This is a genomic window from Qipengyuania sp. GPGPB31 (assembly GCF_038396345.1).
GTDB lineage: Bacteria > Pseudomonadota > Alphaproteobacteria > Sphingomonadales > Sphingomonadaceae > Qipengyuania > Qipengyuania citrea.
On sequence record NZ_CP149572.1, the window covers coordinates 2,109,068 to 2,127,789 of the forward strand.

Annotated in this window: 20 protein-coding genes; 5 read left to right on the top strand and 15 right to left on the bottom strand. The window is 65.2% G+C overall.

Translation table 11 applies throughout. The features are described 5' to 3' along the window. Window positions 1-15: 15 nt before the first annotated feature. The 10 genes from wecB to WKH79_RS10645 form a co-directional block, all read right to left on the bottom strand. Window positions 16-1,140: a UDP-N-acetylglucosamine 2-epimerase (non-hydrolyzing) gene (gene wecB / locus WKH79_RS10600; protein ID WP_341858836.1), complete on the bottom strand. Its 1,125-nt coding sequence runs from the start codon at window positions 1,138-1,140 to the stop codon at window positions 16-18. Between the two features lie 38 nt (window positions 1,141-1,178). Beyond that, on the bottom strand, window positions 1,179-1,751 hold the full coding sequence (locus tag WKH79_RS10605; protein WP_160766260.1) for a hypothetical protein: 573 nt from the start codon (window positions 1,749-1,751) through the stop codon (window positions 1,179-1,181). A 92-nt stretch (window positions 1,752-1,843) separates the two neighbouring features. Next, the gene (locus WKH79_RS10610; RefSeq protein ID WP_063506521.1) at window positions 1,844-2,371 is read right to left on the bottom strand and encodes a demethoxyubiquinone hydroxylase family protein; all 528 of its coding nucleotides are present in this window, start codon (window positions 2,369-2,371) and stop codon (window positions 1,844-1,846) included. Further along, window positions 2,368-2,844: a disulfide bond formation protein B gene (locus tag WKH79_RS10615; RefSeq protein ID WP_050601445.1), complete on the bottom strand. Its 477-nt coding sequence runs from the start codon at window positions 2,842-2,844 to the stop codon at window positions 2,368-2,370. The genes WKH79_RS10610 and WKH79_RS10615 overlap by 4 nt, the downstream gene beginning before the upstream one ends. A gap of 15 nt (window positions 2,845-2,859) precedes the next feature. Further along, window positions 2,860-4,200 (bottom strand): S41 family peptidase, encoded by a 1,341-nt coding sequence (locus tag WKH79_RS10620; RefSeq protein ID WP_063506519.1) that lies wholly within the window; start codon window positions 4,198-4,200, stop codon window positions 2,860-2,862. Between the two features lie 102 nt (window positions 4,201-4,302). Next, window positions 4,303-5,511, bottom strand: a complete 1,209-nt coding sequence (locus WKH79_RS10625; RefSeq protein WP_341858837.1) for a peptidoglycan DD-metalloendopeptidase family protein — start codon at window positions 5,509-5,511, stop codon at window positions 4,303-4,305. A 17-nt stretch (window positions 5,512-5,528) separates the two neighbouring features. Then, window positions 5,529-5,951, bottom strand: a complete 423-nt coding sequence (locus WKH79_RS10630) for a 23S rRNA (pseudouridine(1915)-N(3))-methyltransferase RlmH (protein ID WP_341860117.1) — start codon at window positions 5,949-5,951, stop codon at window positions 5,529-5,531. A gap of 77 nt (window positions 5,952-6,028) precedes the next feature. Then, window positions 6,029-6,448: a ribosome silencing factor gene (rsfS, locus tag WKH79_RS10635; protein WP_050601448.1), complete on the bottom strand. Its 420-nt coding sequence runs from the start codon at window positions 6,446-6,448 to the stop codon at window positions 6,029-6,031. Between the two features lie 57 nt (window positions 6,449-6,505). After that, window positions 6,506-7,171: a nicotinate-nucleotide adenylyltransferase gene (locus tag WKH79_RS10640; RefSeq protein WP_269420603.1), complete on the bottom strand. Its 666-nt coding sequence runs from the start codon at window positions 7,169-7,171 to the stop codon at window positions 6,506-6,508. Then, a complete protein-coding gene (locus WKH79_RS10645; RefSeq protein ID WP_341858838.1) occupies window positions 7,168-7,512 on the bottom strand; it encodes a hypothetical protein in 345 nt (114 codons plus the stop codon). Before WKH79_RS10645 ends, WKH79_RS10640 begins: the two co-directional genes overlap by 4 nt. On the opposite strand from WKH79_RS10645, the gene WKH79_RS10650 reads away from it, so the two are divergent. Next, window positions 7,495-8,580 carry a M23 family metallopeptidase gene (locus WKH79_RS10650; RefSeq protein WP_341858839.1) on the top strand — a complete coding sequence of 362 codons (1,086 nt, stop codon included), beginning with the start codon at window positions 7,495-7,497 and terminating at the stop codon, window positions 8,578-8,580. The two genes, WKH79_RS10645 and WKH79_RS10650, sit on opposite strands and share 18 nt — an antisense overlap. A gap of 16 nt (window positions 8,581-8,596) precedes the next feature. Next, complete coding sequence (locus tag WKH79_RS10655; RefSeq protein ID WP_050601450.1) at window positions 8,597-8,989, top strand: polymer-forming cytoskeletal protein; 393 nt, start codon at window positions 8,597-8,599, stop codon at window positions 8,987-8,989. 63 nt (window positions 8,990-9,052) lie between these two features. On the opposite strand, the gene WKH79_RS10660 is transcribed toward WKH79_RS10655, so the two are convergent. The 5 genes from WKH79_RS10660 to WKH79_RS10680 all read right to left on the bottom strand — a co-directional run bounded on the left by WKH79_RS10660 (window position 9,053) and on the right by WKH79_RS10680 (window position 14,805). Next, window positions 9,053-10,726: a long-chain fatty acid--CoA ligase gene (locus tag WKH79_RS10660; RefSeq protein WP_341858840.1), complete on the bottom strand. Its 1,674-nt coding sequence runs from the start codon at window positions 10,724-10,726 to the stop codon at window positions 9,053-9,055. Window positions 10,727-10,818: 92 nt separating this feature from the next. Next, window positions 10,819-11,547, bottom strand: coding sequence for a DUF1013 domain-containing protein (locus WKH79_RS10665; protein ID WP_050601452.1), 729 nt, complete (start codon window positions 11,545-11,547; stop codon window positions 10,819-10,821). Window positions 11,548-11,652: 105 nt separating this feature from the next. Beyond that, the gene (locus WKH79_RS10670; RefSeq protein ID WP_341860118.1) at window positions 11,653-12,639 is read right to left on the bottom strand and encodes a glycosyltransferase family 1 protein; all 987 of its coding nucleotides are present in this window, start codon (window positions 12,637-12,639) and stop codon (window positions 11,653-11,655) included. Window positions 12,640-12,731: 92 nt separating this feature from the next. Further along, complete coding sequence (locus WKH79_RS10675; RefSeq protein ID WP_341858841.1) at window positions 12,732-13,628, bottom strand: UDP-2,3-diacylglucosamine diphosphatase; 897 nt, start codon at window positions 13,626-13,628, stop codon at window positions 12,732-12,734. A 166-nt stretch (window positions 13,629-13,794) separates the two neighbouring features. Next, on the bottom strand, window positions 13,795-14,805 hold the full coding sequence (locus WKH79_RS10680) for an NAD(P)H-quinone oxidoreductase (protein WP_341858842.1): 1,011 nt from the start codon (window positions 14,803-14,805) through the stop codon (window positions 13,795-13,797). A 111-nt stretch (window positions 14,806-14,916) separates the two neighbouring features. On the opposite strand from WKH79_RS10680, the gene WKH79_RS10685 reads away from it, so the two are divergent. The 3 genes from WKH79_RS10685 to WKH79_RS10695 all read left to right on the top strand — a co-directional run bounded on the left by WKH79_RS10685 (window position 14,917) and on the right by WKH79_RS10695 (window position 18,720). After that, entirely contained in the window at window positions 14,917-15,117 is a 201-nt protein-coding gene (locus WKH79_RS10685) for a DUF1192 domain-containing protein (protein ID WP_063506515.1), read from the top strand. Between the two features lie 129 nt (window positions 15,118-15,246). After that, complete coding sequence (clpA, locus tag WKH79_RS10690) at window positions 15,247-17,616, top strand: ATP-dependent Clp protease ATP-binding subunit ClpA (RefSeq protein WP_341858843.1); 2,370 nt, start codon at window positions 15,247-15,249, stop codon at window positions 17,614-17,616. Between the two features lie 69 nt (window positions 17,617-17,685). Next, window positions 17,686-18,720, top strand: coding sequence for a ligase-associated DNA damage response exonuclease (locus WKH79_RS10695; RefSeq protein WP_341858844.1), 1,035 nt, complete (start codon window positions 17,686-17,688; stop codon window positions 18,718-18,720). The last annotated feature ends 2 nt before the right edge of the window (window positions 18,721-18,722 follow it).

Consider the following 18,722-nt stretch of genomic DNA (forward strand, 5'->3'; position numbering starts at 1 on the left):
TAACAGTAACGCCGGTCAGCTGGCTGCGAGCAGATCGGCGATCCGTTCGGCGGCATGCCCGTCGCCGAACGGGTTGTGCGCCTGCGCCATCGCCGCATAGGCAGCCGGGTCGTCGAGCAGACGATTGGTTTCGCGCACTATCCTGTCGGCATCGGTTCCGACCAGCCGGGCGGTTCCGGCGGCGATACCTTCGGGCCGTTCGGTGGTTTCGCGCATCACCAGCACCGGCTTGCCCAGCGCGGGCGCCTCTTCCTGTACGCCGCCGCTGTCGGTGAGCATTAGGTGGCTGATATCGAGCAGCCGCGCGAACTGCGGGTAATCAAGCGGCTCGAGCAGCGCGACATTGTTTAGCCCGGCCAGTTCGGCCTTCATCACCGCGCGCACCTGAGGGTTGAGATGGACGGGGAAAATAACCGCAACGTCCTGCCGAGAGGCGATCGACTTAACCGCTTTGGCGATAGCTTGCATGCCATCGCCGAAATTTTCACGCCGGTGGCTGGTGACCCCAATGATCCGCCGCCCTGCGAAACGTTCTTCCAGCGCGCGCAGACCATCCGCCAGCGCGGGGCTGTCGCCCACGCGTGCGGTGACCCATTGCAGGGCATCGATAACCGTGTTGCCCGTCACGTGGACGGTCGCCGGATCCACGTTTTCACGCAGCAATGCATCCCGGGCGGTCGTGGTCGGCGCGCAGTGCAGCGCGGCAAAACTGCCGACAACGCGGCGGTTCACTTCCTCAGGCCAGGGATGGTGGATGTCGCCGCTGCGCAGGCCCGCTTCTACATGGCACACGGGTATCTTGCGATAATAGGCGGCAATCGCCCCCGCCATCACGGTGGTGGTATCGCCCTGGACGACGACCCAGTCGGGCTGTTCGAGATCGAGCACCTTGCCGATTTCCACCAGCGCCCGCGCGGTGAGAGCATCGAGCGTTTGTCCGGGGGTCATCAAGTCGAGATCGTGATCGGGAACGATGCCGGCGATATCAAGCACCTGGTCGAGCATCTCTCGGTGCTGCGCTGAAATGCACACGCGGCCAATGAACCGGTCGTCCCGCGCCAGCCGGTGAACCAGCGGGAACAGCTTTATAGCTTCGGGACGCGTCCCGAACACAGTGAGGATCTTGCGCGGCGCGGCCATTGCACTGCCCTAGCCACAAATGGTTAACCGCGGATAGACTACTCCGGATCGGCGCCCGCTTCCGGCTGCGGAAGCGCGTCTTCCCCGGCGGTTTCGGCAGCGCGTTCGCGCTCAAGCCGTTCCATATATTCGCGCTCGATCATTTCGACGCGTTCCTGTTCGGCGGCTGCGTCTTCATCGATCGTGGCGAGGCGCTTGGCGCGTTCTGCAGCGATGATCTCGCCAAAGCGAACGCCCGCGTCATTCGCCTTGTCGGCATAGGCCGCATTGATCATTTCCTGCGTGCAGCCGGTAAAGCCGCCGGCACCCGTGGGCGAACAGGACATGATCCCGAAGTCGCCTGCCATTTCGAATCGCTCCACGCGCTCTGCCCAGGAAGTGTTCGCCGGGCTTTGCGAGAAGCGCAGGGTTTCGGGGATCCGGTAGCGGTCGTTTTCAGCCTTGCGCGCGCAGACGACGATCTGGTCGGCGGTCGACTGCGGGCATTCGTCATCGCCGTAGACGATCACCATGTTGTAACTGTCGTCGCCCGTGTCCACCGCGTCCTGCGCATGGGCGGCGGCCGGCAGGGCAAGCGCAAGACCGGCAATGGCTATCAGCGATTTCGACATGGGTATCCTCTCGGGCGTTTGCAGGCGAAGCGACAAGACGCTTCGGGCAGTGAACTGGTCATGAAGCGCGAAAGCGGGGGTCCCGGTTCCCGTCAGACACGTTCGGAAACACGGATCGCAGCGCGGCAGCCGAGCCGGATGAGGCCCGACAGCAGCGGGTAGGCTGGCGCACGTTCCGCACCGGCGGCAAGCGCCGCATCACGATGCTCGCGTTCGTCCTCGCGAAATTCCTCGATCATCGCCGCGAGTTCGGGGTCCTCACCGGTCTCCTGCAACCGGTCGAGCTGGCGCGAATAGTGATCGTCGATTTCGGTTTCGACCGCCGCGGTGCAGGCCATCGCCGCTTCGGGGCCGATCAGCGCCGTAACCGCGCCCAGTGCGAACCCTGCCTTGTCCCAGAAAGGTTGCAGCGCGGTCGGGCGGACCCCGCGGCGCGCCATCAATGCATCGAACTGCGCGCGGTGGCCCGCTTCCTGCTCTGCCATGCCGGCGATTTCAGCCGAATCGGGGCCGCGATCACCCATCACCGCCAGCTGGCCGGCGTAGATCCGCGTGGCGCCGAATTCGCCCGCCTGGTCGACGCGGATCATGCGAGCTATATGGTCGGGCACCTTGGTCATGCGTTGCGATCCTTCACCATCAGGACGGAAATTGCCAGTGCTGCCGCGCTCGACACGAGGAAATTGTAGCCCGCCAGGCTAATCCCCGCGAGCGTCCAGGCGGGCTCGTCACACCGCACCAGCGGCGTGTTCATGATGTCCTCAAGCGCATTACCGCTGCCGCCTCCGGCGATGACCGCGCAGGAGGTGATCCCCGGCCACCAACCGTATTCGACACCTGCGTGGAACAGGCCGATGGCGCCCGACAGCGCGATCGCGAGCGCCGCAAGCCAGATCCACAGTCGCCGCGGCGTCACGGTGTAGGCTAGCAGCGCCAGTCCGACCGCAGCGAAATGCGGCCAGCGCTGCCACCAGCACATCTCGCAGGGGTACAGGCCGAAACCGTATTCTGAGAGATACGCCCCGCCCAGGAGCGCTGCCGGTACGGCAAGCGCGAGCAGGCGGGCGAGACGGGCGTGCTGCGTCAGGAACATGCTGCGCGGCCTAGCCTATTTCGCGCGCGCGGCAATGTTCATCGGGCTCGTGCGGCGCAGCGTCTGCAGCGCGTAATGCAGCTGGAAATCTTCGATCCCCTGCTCTTCCAGTTCCTCGGCGGTCTGCTGGAACCGCGGATCGTCGCGCGCATCTTTCTCCACCGCGTCGTCCTCGATGCCGATCTCGTTGATGAGATGGCCGCGCAGATCCGATTCGCGCATCTGGAAGCGCGCGCGCTTGGCCAGATCGGGATCGGACAGCTGCGGGACGGTAATGTCGGGGTCGATCCCGCCTTCCTGGACCGAATGGCCCGAAGGCGTGAAATAGCGCGCCGTCGTCAGCTTGAGTGCCGCATCGCGGCCGAGCGGCAGCAGCGACTGCACGCTGCCCTTGCCGAAGCTGCGCTCGCCCATCACCACGGCGCGGCGATGGTCCTGCAGGGCACCAGCGACGATTTCCGAAGCCGACGCCGAGCCAGCATCGATCAGCACGACCATCGGCAGGCCGCCGGCGATGTCGCCGCGGAATACGGTTTCGGCGTCATAGGCGATATTCTCGCCGCGGGCGCGGCCACGCTGCGAGACGATGCGGCCTTCGGTGAGGAAGAGATCGGACAGCGCGACCGCTTCGTCGAGCGAGCCGCCGGGGTTGGAGCGCAGATCGAGCACCAGCCCGTCGATCCGGCCGGTGGCTTCTGCTTTCATTTCTTCCCACGCTGTAAAGACATCGCTGCCGACATCGCGGGAAAATTCATTGACCATGATTTGGCCGATATTGCCCTCATGCAGTTCCCAGGTGACCGGTTCGAGTTCGATCACGCCGCGCTTCACAGAAAGATCGAAGGGTTCGTCGCGGCCCGGGCGGAAGATCGTGAGCTGGATCGAGGTACCCTCGCGGCCGCGCATCTGCGCGACCGATTCGTCGAGCTCCTGCCCCACGATCAGCCGCCCATCGAGATGGGTGATGAAATCGCCGGCCTTGATCCCCGCGATATCGGCCGGGCTGCCGCGGAACGGCGAGATCACCTTCACCGCGCCGTCTTCCGCCACGACCGAGAGGCCCAGGCCCGAATAATTGCCGTCGATCATCGTTTCGAGCCGCTGCAAATCGCTGCCGTCGAGATAGCCCGAATGCGGATCGAGCGCGGCCAGCATGCCATCGATCATGCCGCGCATCAGCGTTTCATCGTCGACCGGGTCGACATAGCTCGCCTTGATCCGCTGGTAGACCCCGAGGACCTTCGAGAATTCGGCCCCCGCGCGGCCATCGACCTGCGCCATGCTGGCAGTGGTCGCGGGAATCAGCGCGACGGCGGTCACGAGTGCGGCCGAACGGGCGAGAGCGGCGAATTTCATGGGCGAGAGGACTCCTTTGCGCAGGCCAATCTATCGCCTGTGCGCGCTTAATGCCAGATGAGCAGCATTACGCAGTACGCGCGAGCCGGTTTCGACCAGCGCCTAGCGCAGGTAATCGAGTGGGTTCACCGGTTCGCCATCCTGCCGCAGTTCCAGCGCCACTTCGCCGCCCTGCTGCGGGGCAAGGCCGAGCGGGGACCCCGCGTCGACCGCCTGGCCGACTGCCACGTCGAGCGACGCCAACCCGGTCACCAAGCTAGTCCAGCCATTGGCATGTTCGACGATCGCAATACGGCCGAAGCCGCGATAGGGCCCGGCGAAGATCACGCGCCCCGCACCCGGCGCGACCACCTGTCCGCTGCCGCGCGCGTCGAGTGCGATCCCCGCTTGGCGCTGGCCGCTGGCCCCCGCTTCGCCGAAGCCCGCGCTGATCCTGCCCGCCACGGGCAGCTGGTATTGCTGCGGCGGCTGGGTGGCGCTGGGCTGGGGGCGCGGCGTCGCGGAGATGGTCGCCGCAGCGGGATTTGCCGGCCGCGCCACCGGTCCGGGCAGCAACGCAAGCCGTTTGCGTAGCGATCCGGCGGATTCGAGGCGGGCAACCAGCTGGTCGAGATCGATCGCCTGTTCGGCGAGGACCAGCGCGCGCTGCGCTTCGCGATCGGCGCCGCCGGCAGCCTGCTGTGCCTTGAGCCGTTCCTGCGCCGCCAACGCCACCAATTGCTTGCGCCGCTGCAGCAATGTGGCTTCGCTGTCGCGGCGATCGCTTACCGCCGCGCGCGCCTCCGCCTCGAGCGCGCGGGCCCGGTCGAGTTGGCTGCGCAGCGCCGCGGTCCGCTCGCGCACGACCGGGATCGTGCTGTCGAGCACGGCGCGCGTATAGACCAGGTCGCGCAGCGACCCGGGCTGGAGCGCCGAAAGGGATAGCGGCCTGCGCGTCATCGATTGCAGCGCGCCGGCCAGATGCGCCAGGGGCGCACGGCGGGCAGCCAGTTCGCGGTCCAGCTTGCGGCGTTTGCTATTGGCGAGTTGCAGGCGCGCTTCGGCGGCGGCGATACCGGCTTCGGCCTGCTGGACGCGCGCCGCCAGGGCGGCAGCGGCGCTGCGCGCCTTCTGCGCGGTTTCGCGCGACCGCGAGGCGCGCTGTTCGAGCCGTTCGCCGCGGGCGCGGGCGTTGCGCTGCTGCTGCCGCGCGGCATCGAGCGCGGCTTGCGCGTCTTCGACGGTGTCGATCCGGGCAGGCGCCTGCGCGGTGGCGGGCAGCCCCAGCCAGGCCGCGGCAAGCAATCCGGCGATGACGGCGGGGCGGCGCATCGCGACAATCTGCCCGATCAGCCGCTGCGATGATAGGGGTGACCCGCGATTATCGTCGTGGCGCGGTAGAGCTGTTCGGCCAGCATCGCGCGCGCCAGCAGATGCGGCCACGTCGCCTGGCCGAAGGCGAGCAGCAGATCGGCCGCGCGGCGATCGTCATCGGCATGGCCATCGGCAGCGCCGATCACGAAGCGGCATTCGCGCATCCCGACGTCGCGCCAACGCTCGAGGATGGCCGCGAGCTTTTCGGACGGCAGATCCTGCCCGCGTTCGTCGAGCAGCACGGTCTTGCACGGGGTTTGCGGCTCCGGAATGCGCCCGCCCGTCTCGGGCAGTTCGGTCAGGCGCAGTGGCCAGGTGAGCCGCTTTTCATAGCGCGCCACGAGCTCCGCTTCGGGCGAGCGCGCGATCTTGCCGCGGGCGATGATATGCAAGAGAATGGCGCACCCCTCCGGCAGGCGATGGTCCGATCGGGCCAACCGGGCGTCGGCCGGCCCTGCTCAAGATCGGTCTGGCGTCAGGCGTTCCCGGCCACCGGCGGCGCATCGCCGAAGGCCCACATCCGCTCGAGATTGTAGAAACTGCGCACTTCGGGCCGGAACAGGTGGACAACGATATCTCCCGCGTCGAGCAGCACCCAATCGGCCGCGGGAAGCCCTTCGAGCTTCACCGGACCGAAACCGGCCTGCTTGATTTTCTCGGCCAGCTTTTGCGCGATGGCAGCGACCTGGCGGGTCGAGCGGCCCGAGGCGATGACCATATGGTCGGCGATCGAGCTCTTGCCCTTCAGATCGATGGTCACGATGTCCTGCGCCTGGTCGTCATCGAGCTGCGTCAGCACGAGCTTGAGCAGCGGGTCGAGGTTTGCGTCAGACAAGTCGATCACCTGTGCCGGATTGGAACCGGCGGATGCCGGGATGGATTGCGCCTGTGTCATAGGCGGATGCGATGCTCCTGAATTGAGAGGCTTGGGCCATGGAAGGACCAACGCGCATCATGGCGCGGTGGTTTCCTCCCCCGACAGTATCAAGCGATGCGTCAGTTGGTCCCTTGGAGGCGGTCCGGTGAAGCGTAAGGCCCAATCGGGATCGGCGCGGCGAATTGCCGTGGCCGACCTTTCATCGGGATCGAAACGCAAGGTCACCAGTGTCGGTGCGCTCCATTCGCCCCTTCCAACAAAGCTGGACAGCGGCACGGAAAAGCGCCTCAGCCAGGCCATCGCGGGGCTCGCGATTGCAGAGGCATCATAGCCGGGCCGCGCGATAACCGCAATCGGCATCGTTCGCGCAATTCCGCGCCAGTCCTTCCAGCGATGGAATTGCGCCAAATTGTCCGATCCCATCAACCAGACGAAATCGTTTTTGCGATAGCGCCGCGTCAGCGCGCCGAGCGTATCGACGGTGTAGCGGGTGCCCAGTTCGCGCTCGATCGCGGTTACCCGGATCGGCGCGCGCCGGGCCTGCGCCATTGCCGATCGCACGCGGGCTGCGAGCGGCGCCATCCCGGTCCTGGGCTTGAGCGGATTGCCCGGCGAGACCAGCCACCACACTTCGTCGAGCGCAAGCGCGCGCAAGAGGTAGAGCGATATGCGGCGATGTCCGCCGTGGGCGGGATTGAAACTGCCGCCGAGCAACCCGATTCGACGCCGCGGGCCCGTCAAAGGGCTCTGCCCTGGAATTTGTCGTTCTTATACAATGGCTTGCCCGCTTCGACCCTTGAAGATTCTAAGCCCTTGGGAATATTGGACTTCGTTTCGGCAAGCAAAATTGATCCCCTGAAAGATTGTATAAAAACGACTCGTCCCATCGATGCTTCGACTCGTAGATTTTGTGGGAACCGCGATTCGATTTCATAACCATCGTTTGGTAGCCCGGCTGTGGGACGTGAAAAGACCATAAGGGACGGGTCGTTTTGAGCAACAGCAACGCCATCATTGGCTTGGCGAATCGCGTGCGCAGCTGGTTTCCGGATCGCGAATTCTTCATGCGATCCGAAGGCCAAGTGCGCTTCATTACCATATCGTCCAAGGTCCAGATGACGGCAGCGGCGCTGGCGCTGGCTGCGCTGGTGGTATGTGCCGCGTCGGTCGCGATTGCCGGCTGGACGCAGTATCGCGCGGAAACCGAGCGGCTTTCGCTCCGCGACCGCGAAGCCCGCGTCGCGACGGCCGAAGAACGCGTCGATGCCTATGGCGCGGACATTGCCGCGGTGAAGGACGACCTCAACCGCCGCATGGAATTCCTCGAAGCGATGGGCGAGGCGCTGCCCGAAGACCTCAAGGCATTCAGCAGCGTCAGCGACAGCGCGTCAGAGGCTGCCGAGACGGTCGAGAAGGTCAGTGCAGCCTTTCCCGAAGCCGCCGAACTCGCCCGCATCGAAGCACGCCAGCTCGCACTGGTCGAAGGTCTCACACATTATGCCGACTGGCGTGCCCAGCGCGCTGCCGCGGCGCTCGAGAAGCTCGGGCTCGATTCTGCGAGCATGATCCGCACCGCCGAACGCGGCGCGATGGGTGGTCCGTTCGAAAACCTCGCCACCGAAGCCGATGGTTCGATCGACCCGCGCTTCGTGCGGCTCGGCCTGTCGATCGCACGCATGGATGCGCTCGAGCGTGGCCTCGCGGGCGTGCCGCAGGTGACGCCGGCGCATAAGGACATGATTTCCAGTGGCTTCGGTTTCCGCCGCGATCCGTTCAACGGCGGCGGGGCGATGCACAAGGGCCTCGACTTCCGCGGGGCGATCGGTACGCCGATCAGCGCCGCCTCGGACGGCCGCGTCAGCTTCGTCGGCTGGAAGGGCGGCTATGGCAAGACGGTCGAGATCACGCACGGCAACGGCCTGATGACGCGCTATGCGCATATGTCGCGCTTCAACGCGAAAGTCGGCCAGCGCGTCGCCGCGGGCGAGACGATCGGGGCCATCGGCAATACCGGCCGTTCGACCGGCCCGCATCTCCACTTCGAGGTGCGTATCAACAATCGCGCGGTCAATCCGCGCACTTTCCTGGAGACCGCTCCTGATGTTCTCGAAGAAATCCGGCGGAGCCCCAACCCCGCCCGTGCCAAGTAATCAGGGACGCGAGCGCATGGCCAGCAAGAGCAATTCCACCTTCTCGGTCCTCGGATCGGACCTCGCGATCACCGGCGACATCACCGCTTCGGCAGATTTGCATGTCGATGGCGCGGTCGAAGGCGATATCGCCTGCTCCGCGCTCGTCCAGGGCGAAACCAGCACGGTCAAGGGCGCGATCAAGGCGGAAACCGCCCGGCTTGCCGGCACCGTCGAGGGATCGATCACCGCGCGTGAACTCGTGATCCTCAAGACCGCCAAGATTACCGGCGACGTCTTCTACGATGCGCTCACGATCGAACAGGGCGCGCAGGTCGAGGGACGTTTCGCGCATCGCAACGCCAAGAGCGGCGCGGCTACCGCGCCTTCGTCAAGCTCGGCAAAGCCCGAGCTGACCGTCGCCGGCTGACCTCTAGCCCTTGCTACATCACGAGGCCGCTTGCGTGCGAACGCAGGCGGCCTTGTCGTATGGTCAGCCGAGCACTTCGGCGCGCAGCGCCTTGCGATCAAGTTTGCCGATCATGGTCTTGGGCAGATCGGCACGGATCACCACTTCGTCGGCACGTTCGTGCTTGCCCACGCGGGCATTGAGCCAGTCGCGCAGTTCCTCGCCGGTCGCCCGAGCGTCGGCGTTGAGCGTGACATAGGCCACCGGCGCTTCGCCGCGATAGGAATCGGGCCGTCCGATCACGAGCGCTTCCTTCACCCCCGGATGGTCGAGCAGGACGTCTTCGACCTGGCTGGGGAAGACCTTGAACCCGCCCACCGCGATCATGTCCTTGATCCGATCGACGATTTCGAGAAAGCCGTCGCTGTCGAGCGTGGCGACGTCGCCGGTGCGCAGCCAGGTCTTGCCCTGATGCTCGACGAACACGTCCTTCGCTGCATCGGGCCGGTTCCAATAGCCCTGCATGATCTGCGGACCATGGAGTGCGAGCTCGCCCGGCTCGCCTTCCGCCGCGAGGACGCTGGGATCTTCCTTGTCGAGCAGCAGCACTTCGGTCTGCATGACAACCTGACCGATGGTCCCCGGCTTGCGTGTGCCTTCGTAGGGATTGGTCGATATCACACCCGAACTTTCGGTAAGCCCGTAGCCTTCAACCAGCCGTACGCCGGTCCTGGCTTCGAACTTCTCGCGCAGGGGCGCAGGGAGCGGTGCGCCGCCCGAGATGCATACTCGCAGGCTCGACACGTCGGTCTTGTCCAGGTCGGGATGGTCGAGCAGCGCCTGAAACATCGTCGGCACGCCCGGAAATCCGGTCGCCCCGTGCTTTTCGATCGTCTGGAGGACCTGTTTGGCATCGAACCGCGGGACCATGGCTATCGCCGCCCCCGTCACCACCGCGTGGTTGAGCAACGCCGTGTTGGCAAAGACATGGAAGAACGGCAACGCGCCCATGAAGACCTCGTGCGAAGGGTCGCCATAGGGATTGAGCCCGGCAACCTGCTGCGCGTTGATCGACAGATTGGCATGCGTGAGCATCGCGCCCTTCGGCGTCCCCGTCGTCCCACCGGTATATTGCAGCAAGGCCAGCGCCTGCGGGTCGATCTCGGGCAGCTTGCCCCCGTGCTTTCGCCCGCCCTCGAGGAATTCGTCCCAGCGGAGGACCGATTCGCCATAGTCGACGCGCGCGATCTTGCTGCGCGCGAACACGCGCATGGCGAGCCCTTTGGCAAACGGCAGCATCTGCGCCAGCGAGCTGACGACCAGCGTCTTGAGCGCCGAACCCTGCAGCACCTTCTGCGCAGTGGCGTAGAGCTCGGGGACATCGACGGTAACCAGCAGGCGGGTGCCCGAATCGGCCACCTGCTGCTCGAGTTCCTCGACCGAATAGAGCGGCGAGAAATTCACCACCACCGCGCCCGCCATCATCGCCCCGTAATAGGCGACGACATAGCTCGGGACATTGGGCAGGAAGAGCCCGACCCGGTCGCCCGGGGCGATCCCGCGGCGCTTGAGCGCATGAGCGAAGGCCTCCGCATCGCGGAACAGTTCGCCATAGGTGAAGGTGCGGCCGAGAAAATACAGCAAAGGCGCATCGGGGCGGGCCTGCACCGTCCGCGCGAACATGGCGGGCAGCGCCAGCGGTTCGAACGTGGTGTTCCAGGGCACCGGATGATGGTTCGGTAGCTTGCTTACATCCATGTCAATAGCATGGAGTATTGCGTCTCAAACGCAAGTAAAAAGGCGGGAAAAGCCAACGCTTTCCCCGCCTTCGAATGCTTTTCCCCGATGCGTTAGGCAGGGCCGGTATCGCCCGGCTCTCCGCCGTCTTCGCTCGTCCGCTTGGCTTCGAGCCACGCCGCGGCTTCGGCTTCCTGCGCGGCTTCGGCAGCGGCCTTGACGTTGGCTTCGCGTTCAGCGTGCAGTTCCTCGATCAGCTTCTCGCGATCGCTGCTGCCGCTGGCCACCACCGGCGCTGCTTCTTCATCGTCGACCGGCAGGTTCTTGGCCGCCTTGGCCACCACGGCGTCGAGTTCGCGCTGCGAGCACAGGCCCAGCGTAACCGGGTCCTTGGGCTGGATGTTCTGGATGTTCCAGTGGCTGCGTTCGCGGATCGCGCCGATCGTGTTGCGCGTGGTGCCGATCAGCTTGCCGATCTGCGCATCGGAAATTTCCGGGTGGTTGCGCAGGATCCAGGCGATGCCGTCGGGCTTGTCCTGCCGCTTCGATACGGGAGTGTAGCGCGGGCCCTTGGTCCGGCTGACCGCCACCGGCGCGCGCTGCATCTTGAGGCGATACTCCGCGTCGGCCTGACCCTTTTCGATCTCTTCCTGCGTCAGTTCGCCAGCATGCACCGGGTCGCGCCCCGTATACTTGCTGCCCGCCAGATCGTCCGCCATCGCCTGCACTTCGAGGATATGGAGGCCGCAGAATTCCGCGATCTGTTCGAACGACAGACCGGTGTTGTCGACCAGCCATGTAGCGGTCGCATGCGGCATCAGCGGTTTGGGTTGGTCGGCCATGGAAATGCCTTTTCTCGTCTTGCGAAAATAGAAGGGCCGCCCCTCGCGGGACGGCCGTTATCCTGCCCATCTAGGCGAGAGTGCCCGATTGTACAAGCGAAAGCCTCAGGCGCTCGGCAATGCCTCCGGCTCGAGTGCAGCCAGCCCGGCGAGGAACTGGCCCGTCGCCGCACTCCAGCTGAAGCCCGCGCCATAATCGGCGCAGCTCTTGCGGTCGCAGAACAGCGCTGCAGCGATCGCGCGGTCGAGGTTTTCGCTCAGCGCACCGACCTGTTCGGTGACGATATCGCGTGGGCCGGGGACGGGAAAGGCGGCGACGGGCGTGCCGCAGGCCAGTGCTTCGATCATCACCAGGCCGAAGGTGTCGGTCCTGCTGGGAAAGACGAAGACATCCGCCCCGGCGTAGCATCCGGCAAGGCCGCGTCCCGTGCGGCGACCGAGGAAGTGCACCTCGGGATGATCCGCCCTGAGCGTTTCGAGCGCCGGGCCGTCCCCCACCACGACCTTGCTGCCGGGATAGCCATTGGCGAGGAAGGCGCCGATGTTCTTTTCTACCGACACCCGGCCGACATAGAGCTGGATCGGGCGCGGCAGGTCGGCGAATTCGGGTGGCGGCGGCGCATCAGGCGTGAAACAGGCCAGATCGACGCCACGGCTCCAGCGATGCAGCTGCGGCAGGCCGTGCGCGCGCAATTCCGCGCTGATGCTCTCGGTCGCGACCAGCACGCGCCGCGCGGGGCGATGGAACCACTCGATATACCGCCAGAACCACTGCGCGGGCAGGTGCGTCCGACTGGCGAGGTAATCCGGAAATTGCGTGTGATAGGCGGTGGTGAAGCGGATGCCCCGGCGCGTGCAATAGCCGCGTGCGGCCATGCCCAGTGGCCCCTCGGTGGCGATATGGATCGCTTCGGGGGCAAAGGTGCGCAGTCTTTCGCCGACCACGCCCGGCAATGCCAGCGCCAGCCGGATTTCGGGATAGGTCGGGCAGGCCACGCTGCTGAACTGGTCGGGCGAGATCACCAGCACCTCGTGCCCCTGCGCGCGCAAATGGTCGCAGGTCGTGGTGAGCGTGCGCACCACGCCGTTCATCTGCGGCAGCCAGGCATCGGTGACGATCGCGATGCGCTGCGGCGCGACAGCCGGGCAGGCCGCACGAGTGCCGGCGGCAGCGAGTTGCGCGGTCACGCGGCCTCCGGCACTGACGGCGTGACGTCACTTTCGCAGCGGTTGCGCCGCGCGACTTCGTCAGGCCAGTGGAGGATTTCCATGCGGCCGTCGGCATGTTCGACCAGCGCATTGCACCCTTCGACCCAATCGCCGTCGTTCCAATATTCGACGCGCTTGCCGCCATATTCGAAACTGCGGAACTCGGCGGTGTGGATATGACCGCAGACCACGCCGTCGACGCCGCGCTCCGCCGCCGCGCGGGCGACCACTTCCTCGTATTTCGAGATGAACTCGACCGCGTTCTTGACCTTGTTCTTCGCCGCTTTCGAGATCGACCAATAGGGCAGGCCCAACCGCTTGCGCGCGGCGGCCACCCAATTGTTGAGCTTCATCATCACGTGATAGAGCGCGTCGCCGACGAAGGCGAGCCAGCGGTGCGCCAGCATGATGGTGTCGAATTCGTCGCCATGCAGGACCATCAGCCGGCGCCCGTCAGCGGTGTCGTGGAACGCGGCGCGCATGATTTCCACTCCGCCGAAATTCATGCCGCTGAACGGGCGGACCATCTCGTCGTGATTGCCCGGGATATAGATGATCCGCGTGCCGCGCTTGGCACGCTTGAGGATGCGCCAGAGAATATCGCTGTGTTCGGGCGGCCAGTAGACCTTCTTCTTCAGCCGCCAGCCGTCGATGATGTCGCCGACCAGATACATAGTGTCGCTGTCGGTGTGGTCGAGGAAGTCGATCAGCAGTTCGTGATTGCAGCCCTTGGTGCCGAGATGCACGTCGCTGATCCAGATCGTGCGATAGGTGCGTCGCTCTTCGAGCCTGCGTTCGGGTACGCGGGGCTTGATCGAAGGGAAATTCGCAACCTTGTGCGCGGCGTCGAAATGATTGGGCAGATCGTTCATGGGCCGGACCCCCTGATGGGTTACGGCCCTAGCCCTGGCACATGTTTGTTACGGGCGATTCACAGTGGAGTTACCGATAGGCGACAGTGCGACAATCCCGAGTCGTCGGGGGCCTTACGGCAAGCGCCAAAAGGTCTCCGCCCGGTCGGTCAGGTAGCAACCCACCTCAGTTGCCGAACACCTCGAGCACGATCTTGCCGATATGCGCGCCTTCTTCCATCCGCGCATGCGCCGCGCCGGCTTCGGCAAGCGGGAAGGTCTGGTCCATCACCGGGGCGACCGCCCGTTCTTCGAACAGCGGCCAGGCGTGATGATAGATCTCGTCGGCGATCAGCGCCTTGAATTCGTCCGACCGCGGCCGCAGCGTCGATCCGGTCAGCGACAGCCGCTTGCGCATCACGGTGGCCATGTTGATTTCCGCCTTCAGCCCGCCAAGCACGGCAATCGTGACGTGACGGCCATCTTCGGCGAGGCATTCCATGTTGCGTGCAACATAATCGCCCGAGACCATGTCGAGCACGACATCGACGCCTTCGCCATCGGTGAAGCGCTTGACCTCCTCGACGAAGTCCTGGGTCTTGTAATTGATCGCCAGATCGGCGCCGAGTTCGCGGATGGCCGCGCACTTATCGTCGCTGCCCGCGGTCGAGATCACCTTCATCTCGAAGGCCTTGGCGAGCTGGATCGCCATGGTCCCGATGCCGCTGGTCCCGCCATGCACCAGCAGCGTTTCGCCGTCGCTGGCCCAGCCGCGCTCGAACACATTGTGCCACACGGTGAACAGCGTTTCGGGAATGGCCGCCGCCGTATCGAACGCCATCTCGTCGGGCAGGCGCAGGCTGTGTGCGACATGCGCCAGGCAATATTCGGCATAGCCGCCGCCGGACACCAGCGCGCAGACGCGGCGACCCTGCACCTCGGGTCCGACACCGGGGCCGGTTGCCACCACCGTACCCGACACTTCGAGCCCGGGAATCGGCGAGGCGCCCGGCGGCGGCGGATAGAAGCCCTGCCGCTGGATAACGTCGGGGCGGTTGACCCCGGCATAGGCGACCCGGACCAGGATCTGGTTGGCGCCGGGCACCGGCACGGGCAGCGTTTCCGGACGGAGCACTTCGGGCCCCCCGGCCTCGTCGAATCCCATCGCCGTCATCGTCTCGGGCAAATTGGCTGCCACTCGCGGACCCCCTCTAGATCGGTTGCTGCGCGCTTTCCCCCGGCACGCCCGCCGCGCAATACCTCGCGTTACCGTTGACAGCAACCACCCAGAATTGCGACATTGCTGTCAATGGAAGATGACGCGAGTCCACGCCCGCGAGGCGACGCCGCCAGCCAGTTGGCCGGCGAGGACCTGGCCCCCTATTCGCAAAGCGAGCTCGCCGCCCGCATCGCCCTGCTCGAAGCGGAGATCGCCCGGGTCGAGAAACACCGGCAGGCCGCAGCCGCGCATCGCGACGCGGCCGAAGCGTTGTTCGGGGCGAAGGAATAGTTGCCGGTGCCGGGGCTGAAAAAGCCGGGTTCCGTACCCATATCACGCCCGCATACAGCTTTGGCTAACTTTCGCCGCATAGGCTGTCTAATGTCCGCTTCGCGCAAGTCCCACGAGAAAGATATCTGAATGCCCAGCTTCGCCGCCAATCTCGAGAAGACCCTTCACGCCGCGCTCACCGACGCGGGCGAGCGCCGGCACGAATATGCCACGCTCGAGCACCTGCTGCTGTCGTTGATCGATGACGAGGATGCGGCGCAGGTCATGGCGGCCTGCGGCGTCGACCTGGCCGAGCTTACCGCGGTGGTGAAGCAATATCTCGAACAGGAATACCAGTCGCTGCAGTCGGACGAGAGCGCCGATCCGCAGCCGACTGCAGGGTTCCAGCGCGTGATCCAGCGCGCCATCCTCCATGTCCAGTCATCGGGCAAGGACACGGTGACCGGCGCGAACGTGCTGGTTGCGCTGTTTTCCGAGCGTGACAGTTACGCGGTCTATTTCCTGCAGCAACAGGACATGAGCCGCCTCGACGCCGTCAGCTTCATCAGCCACGGTATCGGCAAGGGCGGCAAGCCGGTCGAAAGCCGATCGCCCGAAGGCGCCGAAAGCGGCGAGGCGCAGGGTGACGACAAGGCGGGCGACAAGGGCAAGAAGGAAACCGCGCTGGACCAGTTCACGGTCAATCTGAACAAGAAGGCCGAGGACGGACGCATCGATCCGCTGATCGGCCGCGGGCCGGAAGTCGATCGCACGGTCCAGATCCTGTGCCGCCGCAGCAAGAACAACCCGCTCTACGTGGGTGATCCCGGCGTGGGAAAGACCGCCATTGCCGAAGGGCTGGCGCGCAAGATCGTCGAGGGCGACGTTCCCGAAGTGCTGCAGGAAGCAGTGATCTATTCGCTCGACATGGGCGCGCTGCTGGCCGGCACGCGCTATCGCGGCGATTTCGAGGAACGGCTCAAGCAGGTGGTCACCGAACTCGAAGGCATGCCCGAAGCGATCCTGTTCATCGACGAAATCCACACGGTGATCGGTGCCGGGGCGACCAGTGGCGGAGCGATGGATGCGTCCAACCTCCTTAAGCCCGCGCTGTCGAGCGGCGCCATCCGCTGCATCGGTTCGACCACTTACAAGGAATTCCGCAACCACTTCGAGAAGGATCGCGCGCTGTTGCGGCGGTTCCAGAAAATCGATGTGAACGAACCCACCATCGAGGACACTGTAAAGATCCTCAAGGGGTTGAAGACCGCCTTCCAGGACCATCACAAGGTTACCTATACCGCCGATGCGCTGAAGACCGCGGTCGAGCTGTCGGCCCGCTACATCAACGACCGCAAGCTGCCCGACAAGGCGATCGACGTGATCGACGAAGTCGGGGCGATGCAGATGCTGGTCCCACCCAGCCGCCGCAAGAAGAAGATCACTGCGCGCGAGATCGAGGCGGTGATTGCGACGATGGCGCGGATTCCGCCCAAATCGGTAAGCAAGGACGACAAGAAAGCGCTCGAGAACCTCGAACGCGATCTCAAGCACGTGGTCTTCGGGCAGGATGCGGCCGTTAAGAAGCTGGCGACTGCGATGAAGCTCAGCCGCGCGGGCCTGCGCGATCCGGACAAGCCGATCGGCAGTTTCCTGTTCAGTGGCCCGACCGGGGTCGGCAAGACCGAAGTCGCGCGTCAGCTCGCCAGCATCATGGGGATCGAACTCAAGCGCTTCGACATGTCCGAATACATGGAACGCCACAGCGTCAGCCGGCTGATCGGCGCACCCCCGGGCTATGTCGGTTACGACCAGGGCGGCCTGCTGACCGATGCGGTCGACCAGAATCCGCACAGCGTGCTGCTGCTTGACGAGATCGAGAAGGCGCATCCCGACCTGTTCAACATCCTGCTGCAGGTGATGGATAACGGCCGGTTGACCGACCATCACGGCAAGACGGTCGATTTCCGCAATGTCGTGCTGATCATGACTACCAATGCCGGCGCGGCCGACATGGCAAGCCAGGGCATCGGTTTCGGTGACGTGTCCAAGGAAGATGCGAGCGAGGAAGCGGTCAAGCGGATGTTCACGCCCGAATTCCGCAACCGGCTCGATGCGATCGTGCCGTTCGGTTATCTCGGCAAGGACACCGTCGCGCGCGTGGTCGACAAGTTCATCCTCCAGCTCGAACTGCAGCTGGCCGAACAGAATGTCGACATCCAGTTCGACAAGGAAGCCCGCGCATGGCTGGCCGACAAGGGCTACGACCGCCTGTTCGGCGCGCGCCCGATGGGCCGCTTGATCCAGGATCGGATCAAGCAACCGCTGGCCGAGGAACTGTTGTTCGGCAAGCTGGCCGACGGCGGTGAGGTTTCGGTGACGATGAAGGACGGCAAACCGGCCTTCGAACTCACCCCCGCCCCGCCCCGTACCAAGCGCAAACCGGCCGCGAAAAAGAAACCGGCGGGCAACAAGAAGCCCGAAGCCGATGCCAGCGAGGAAAACGGCGGCAACAGCTGACGCGGCATTTCGCATCACATGAAAGGGCGCCACCGGGAACGGTCGGCGCCCTTTTCGTTTGAGTCGGAGATGAGTGCTACCCCCTTCTCCTGGATCAAGCCCGAGCCGTGGGGCATCCATGTCGTCCCCGCCGATTGCTGGGTCGATCCCAGCCGCGCCGTGGACAAGGCGCTGGTGACGCATGGCCATGCCGACCATGCGCGCGGCGGGCATGGCCAGACGGTCGCCACGCCCGAGACGCTGGCGATCATGGAATTGCGCTATCGCACCGGGGCCGAGGACGACGCCGGCGAGATCCCGCATCAAGCGGTGCCGGTCGAGTACGGCGAAACGATCCGCCTGCCGGGCGGCGTCGATGCGACCTATATCCCCGCCGGCCACGTGCTCGGCAGCGCGCAGATCCTGCTCGAACACGCGGGCGAGCGGGTAATCGTGACCGGCGATTACAAGCGCCGCGCCGACCCCACCTGCCCCGCATTCGAAGTTACCCCGTGCGATATCTTCATCACCGAAGCGACCTTCGGCCTGCCGGTGTTCTGCCACCCGCCGATCGCCGAGGAGATGGCCAAGCTGCTCGACCGGCTGGCCGCGCATCCCGACCGCTGCGTGCTGGTGGGCGCCTATGCGCTGGGCAAGGCGCAGCGCGTGATCGCCGAACTTCGCGCCGCGGGGCATCGCCAGCCGATCTATCTGCACGGGGCGATGGAGAAGATGTGCCGCCTGTACGAGGAACACGGGGTCGATCTGGGTGAATTGCGGCTGGTGGCCGATCACAGCAAGGAGGACATGCGTGGGCATGTCGTGGTCTGCCCGCCCTCGGCGCTCAACGACCGCTGGAGCCGCCGGCTCCCCGAACCGATCACCGCCATGGCGAGCGGGTGGATGCGCGTGCGCCAGCGCGCACGGCAACGCAATGTCGAACTGCCGCTGGTCATTTCCGACCACGCCGACTGGGGCGAACTGACGCGCACGATCGAGGAAGTCGACGCGCAGGAAAACTGGATCACGCATGGCCGCGAAGATGCGCTGCTGCGCTGGTGCCAGCTGCACCAGCGCCGTGCCCGGGCGCTCGCGCTGGTCGGCTATGAGGACGAGGATGACTGATT

Bases quoted from the DNA above. Each gene is read 5' to 3' on its own strand.
- rsfS (WP_050601448.1), bottom strand. From the start codon at position 6,448: ATGACACAGGCGCAATCCATCCCGGCATCCGCCGGTTCCAATCCGGCA.
- WKH79_RS10685 (WP_063506515.1), top strand. From the start codon at position 14,917: ATGGAAGATGACGCGAGTCCACGCCCGCGAGGCGACGCCGCCAGCCAG.
- clpA (WP_341858843.1), top strand. From the start codon at position 15,247: ATGCCCAGCTTCGCCGCCAATCTCGAGAAGACCCTTCACGCCGCGCTC.
- WKH79_RS10615 (WP_050601445.1), bottom strand. From the start codon at position 2,844: ATGTTCCTGACGCAGCACGCCCGTCTCGCCCGCCTGCTCGCGCTTGCC.
- WKH79_RS10660 (WP_341858840.1), bottom strand. From the start codon at position 10,726: ATGGATGTAAGCAAGCTACCGAACCATCATCCGGTGCCCTGGAACACC.
- WKH79_RS10695 (WP_341858844.1), top strand. From the start codon at position 17,686: ATGAGTGCTACCCCCTTCTCCTGGATCAAGCCCGAGCCGTGGGGCATC.
- WKH79_RS10650 (WP_341858839.1), top strand. From the start codon at position 7,495: ATGCGATCCGAAGGCCAAGTGCGCTTCATTACCATATCGTCCAAGGTC.
- WKH79_RS10605 (WP_160766260.1), bottom strand. From the start codon at position 1,751: ATGTCGAAATCGCTGATAGCCATTGCCGGTCTTGCGCTTGCCCTGCCG.
- WKH79_RS10665 (WP_050601452.1), bottom strand. From the start codon at position 11,547: ATGGCCGACCAACCCAAACCGCTGATGCCGCATGCGACCGCTACATGG.
- wecB (WP_341858836.1), bottom strand. From the start codon at position 1,140: ATGGCCGCGCCGCGCAAGATCCTCACTGTGTTCGGGACGCGTCCCGAA.
- WKH79_RS10675 (WP_341858841.1), bottom strand. From the start codon at position 13,628: ATGAACGATCTGCCCAATCATTTCGACGCCGCGCACAAGGTTGCGAAT.
- WKH79_RS10625 (WP_341858837.1), bottom strand. From the start codon at position 5,511: ATGCGCCGCCCCGCCGTCATCGCCGGATTGCTTGCCGCGGCCTGGCTG.
- WKH79_RS10620 (WP_063506519.1), bottom strand. From the start codon at position 4,200: ATGAAATTCGCCGCTCTCGCCCGTTCGGCCGCACTCGTGACCGCCGTC.
- WKH79_RS10610 (WP_063506521.1), bottom strand. From the start codon at position 2,371: ATGACCAAGGTGCCCGACCATATAGCTCGCATGATCCGCGTCGACCAG.
- WKH79_RS10670 (WP_341860118.1), bottom strand. From the start codon at position 12,639: ATGAACGGCGTGGTGCGCACGCTCACCACGACCTGCGACCATTTGCGC.
- WKH79_RS10655 (WP_050601450.1), top strand. From the start codon at position 8,597: ATGGCCAGCAAGAGCAATTCCACCTTCTCGGTCCTCGGATCGGACCTC.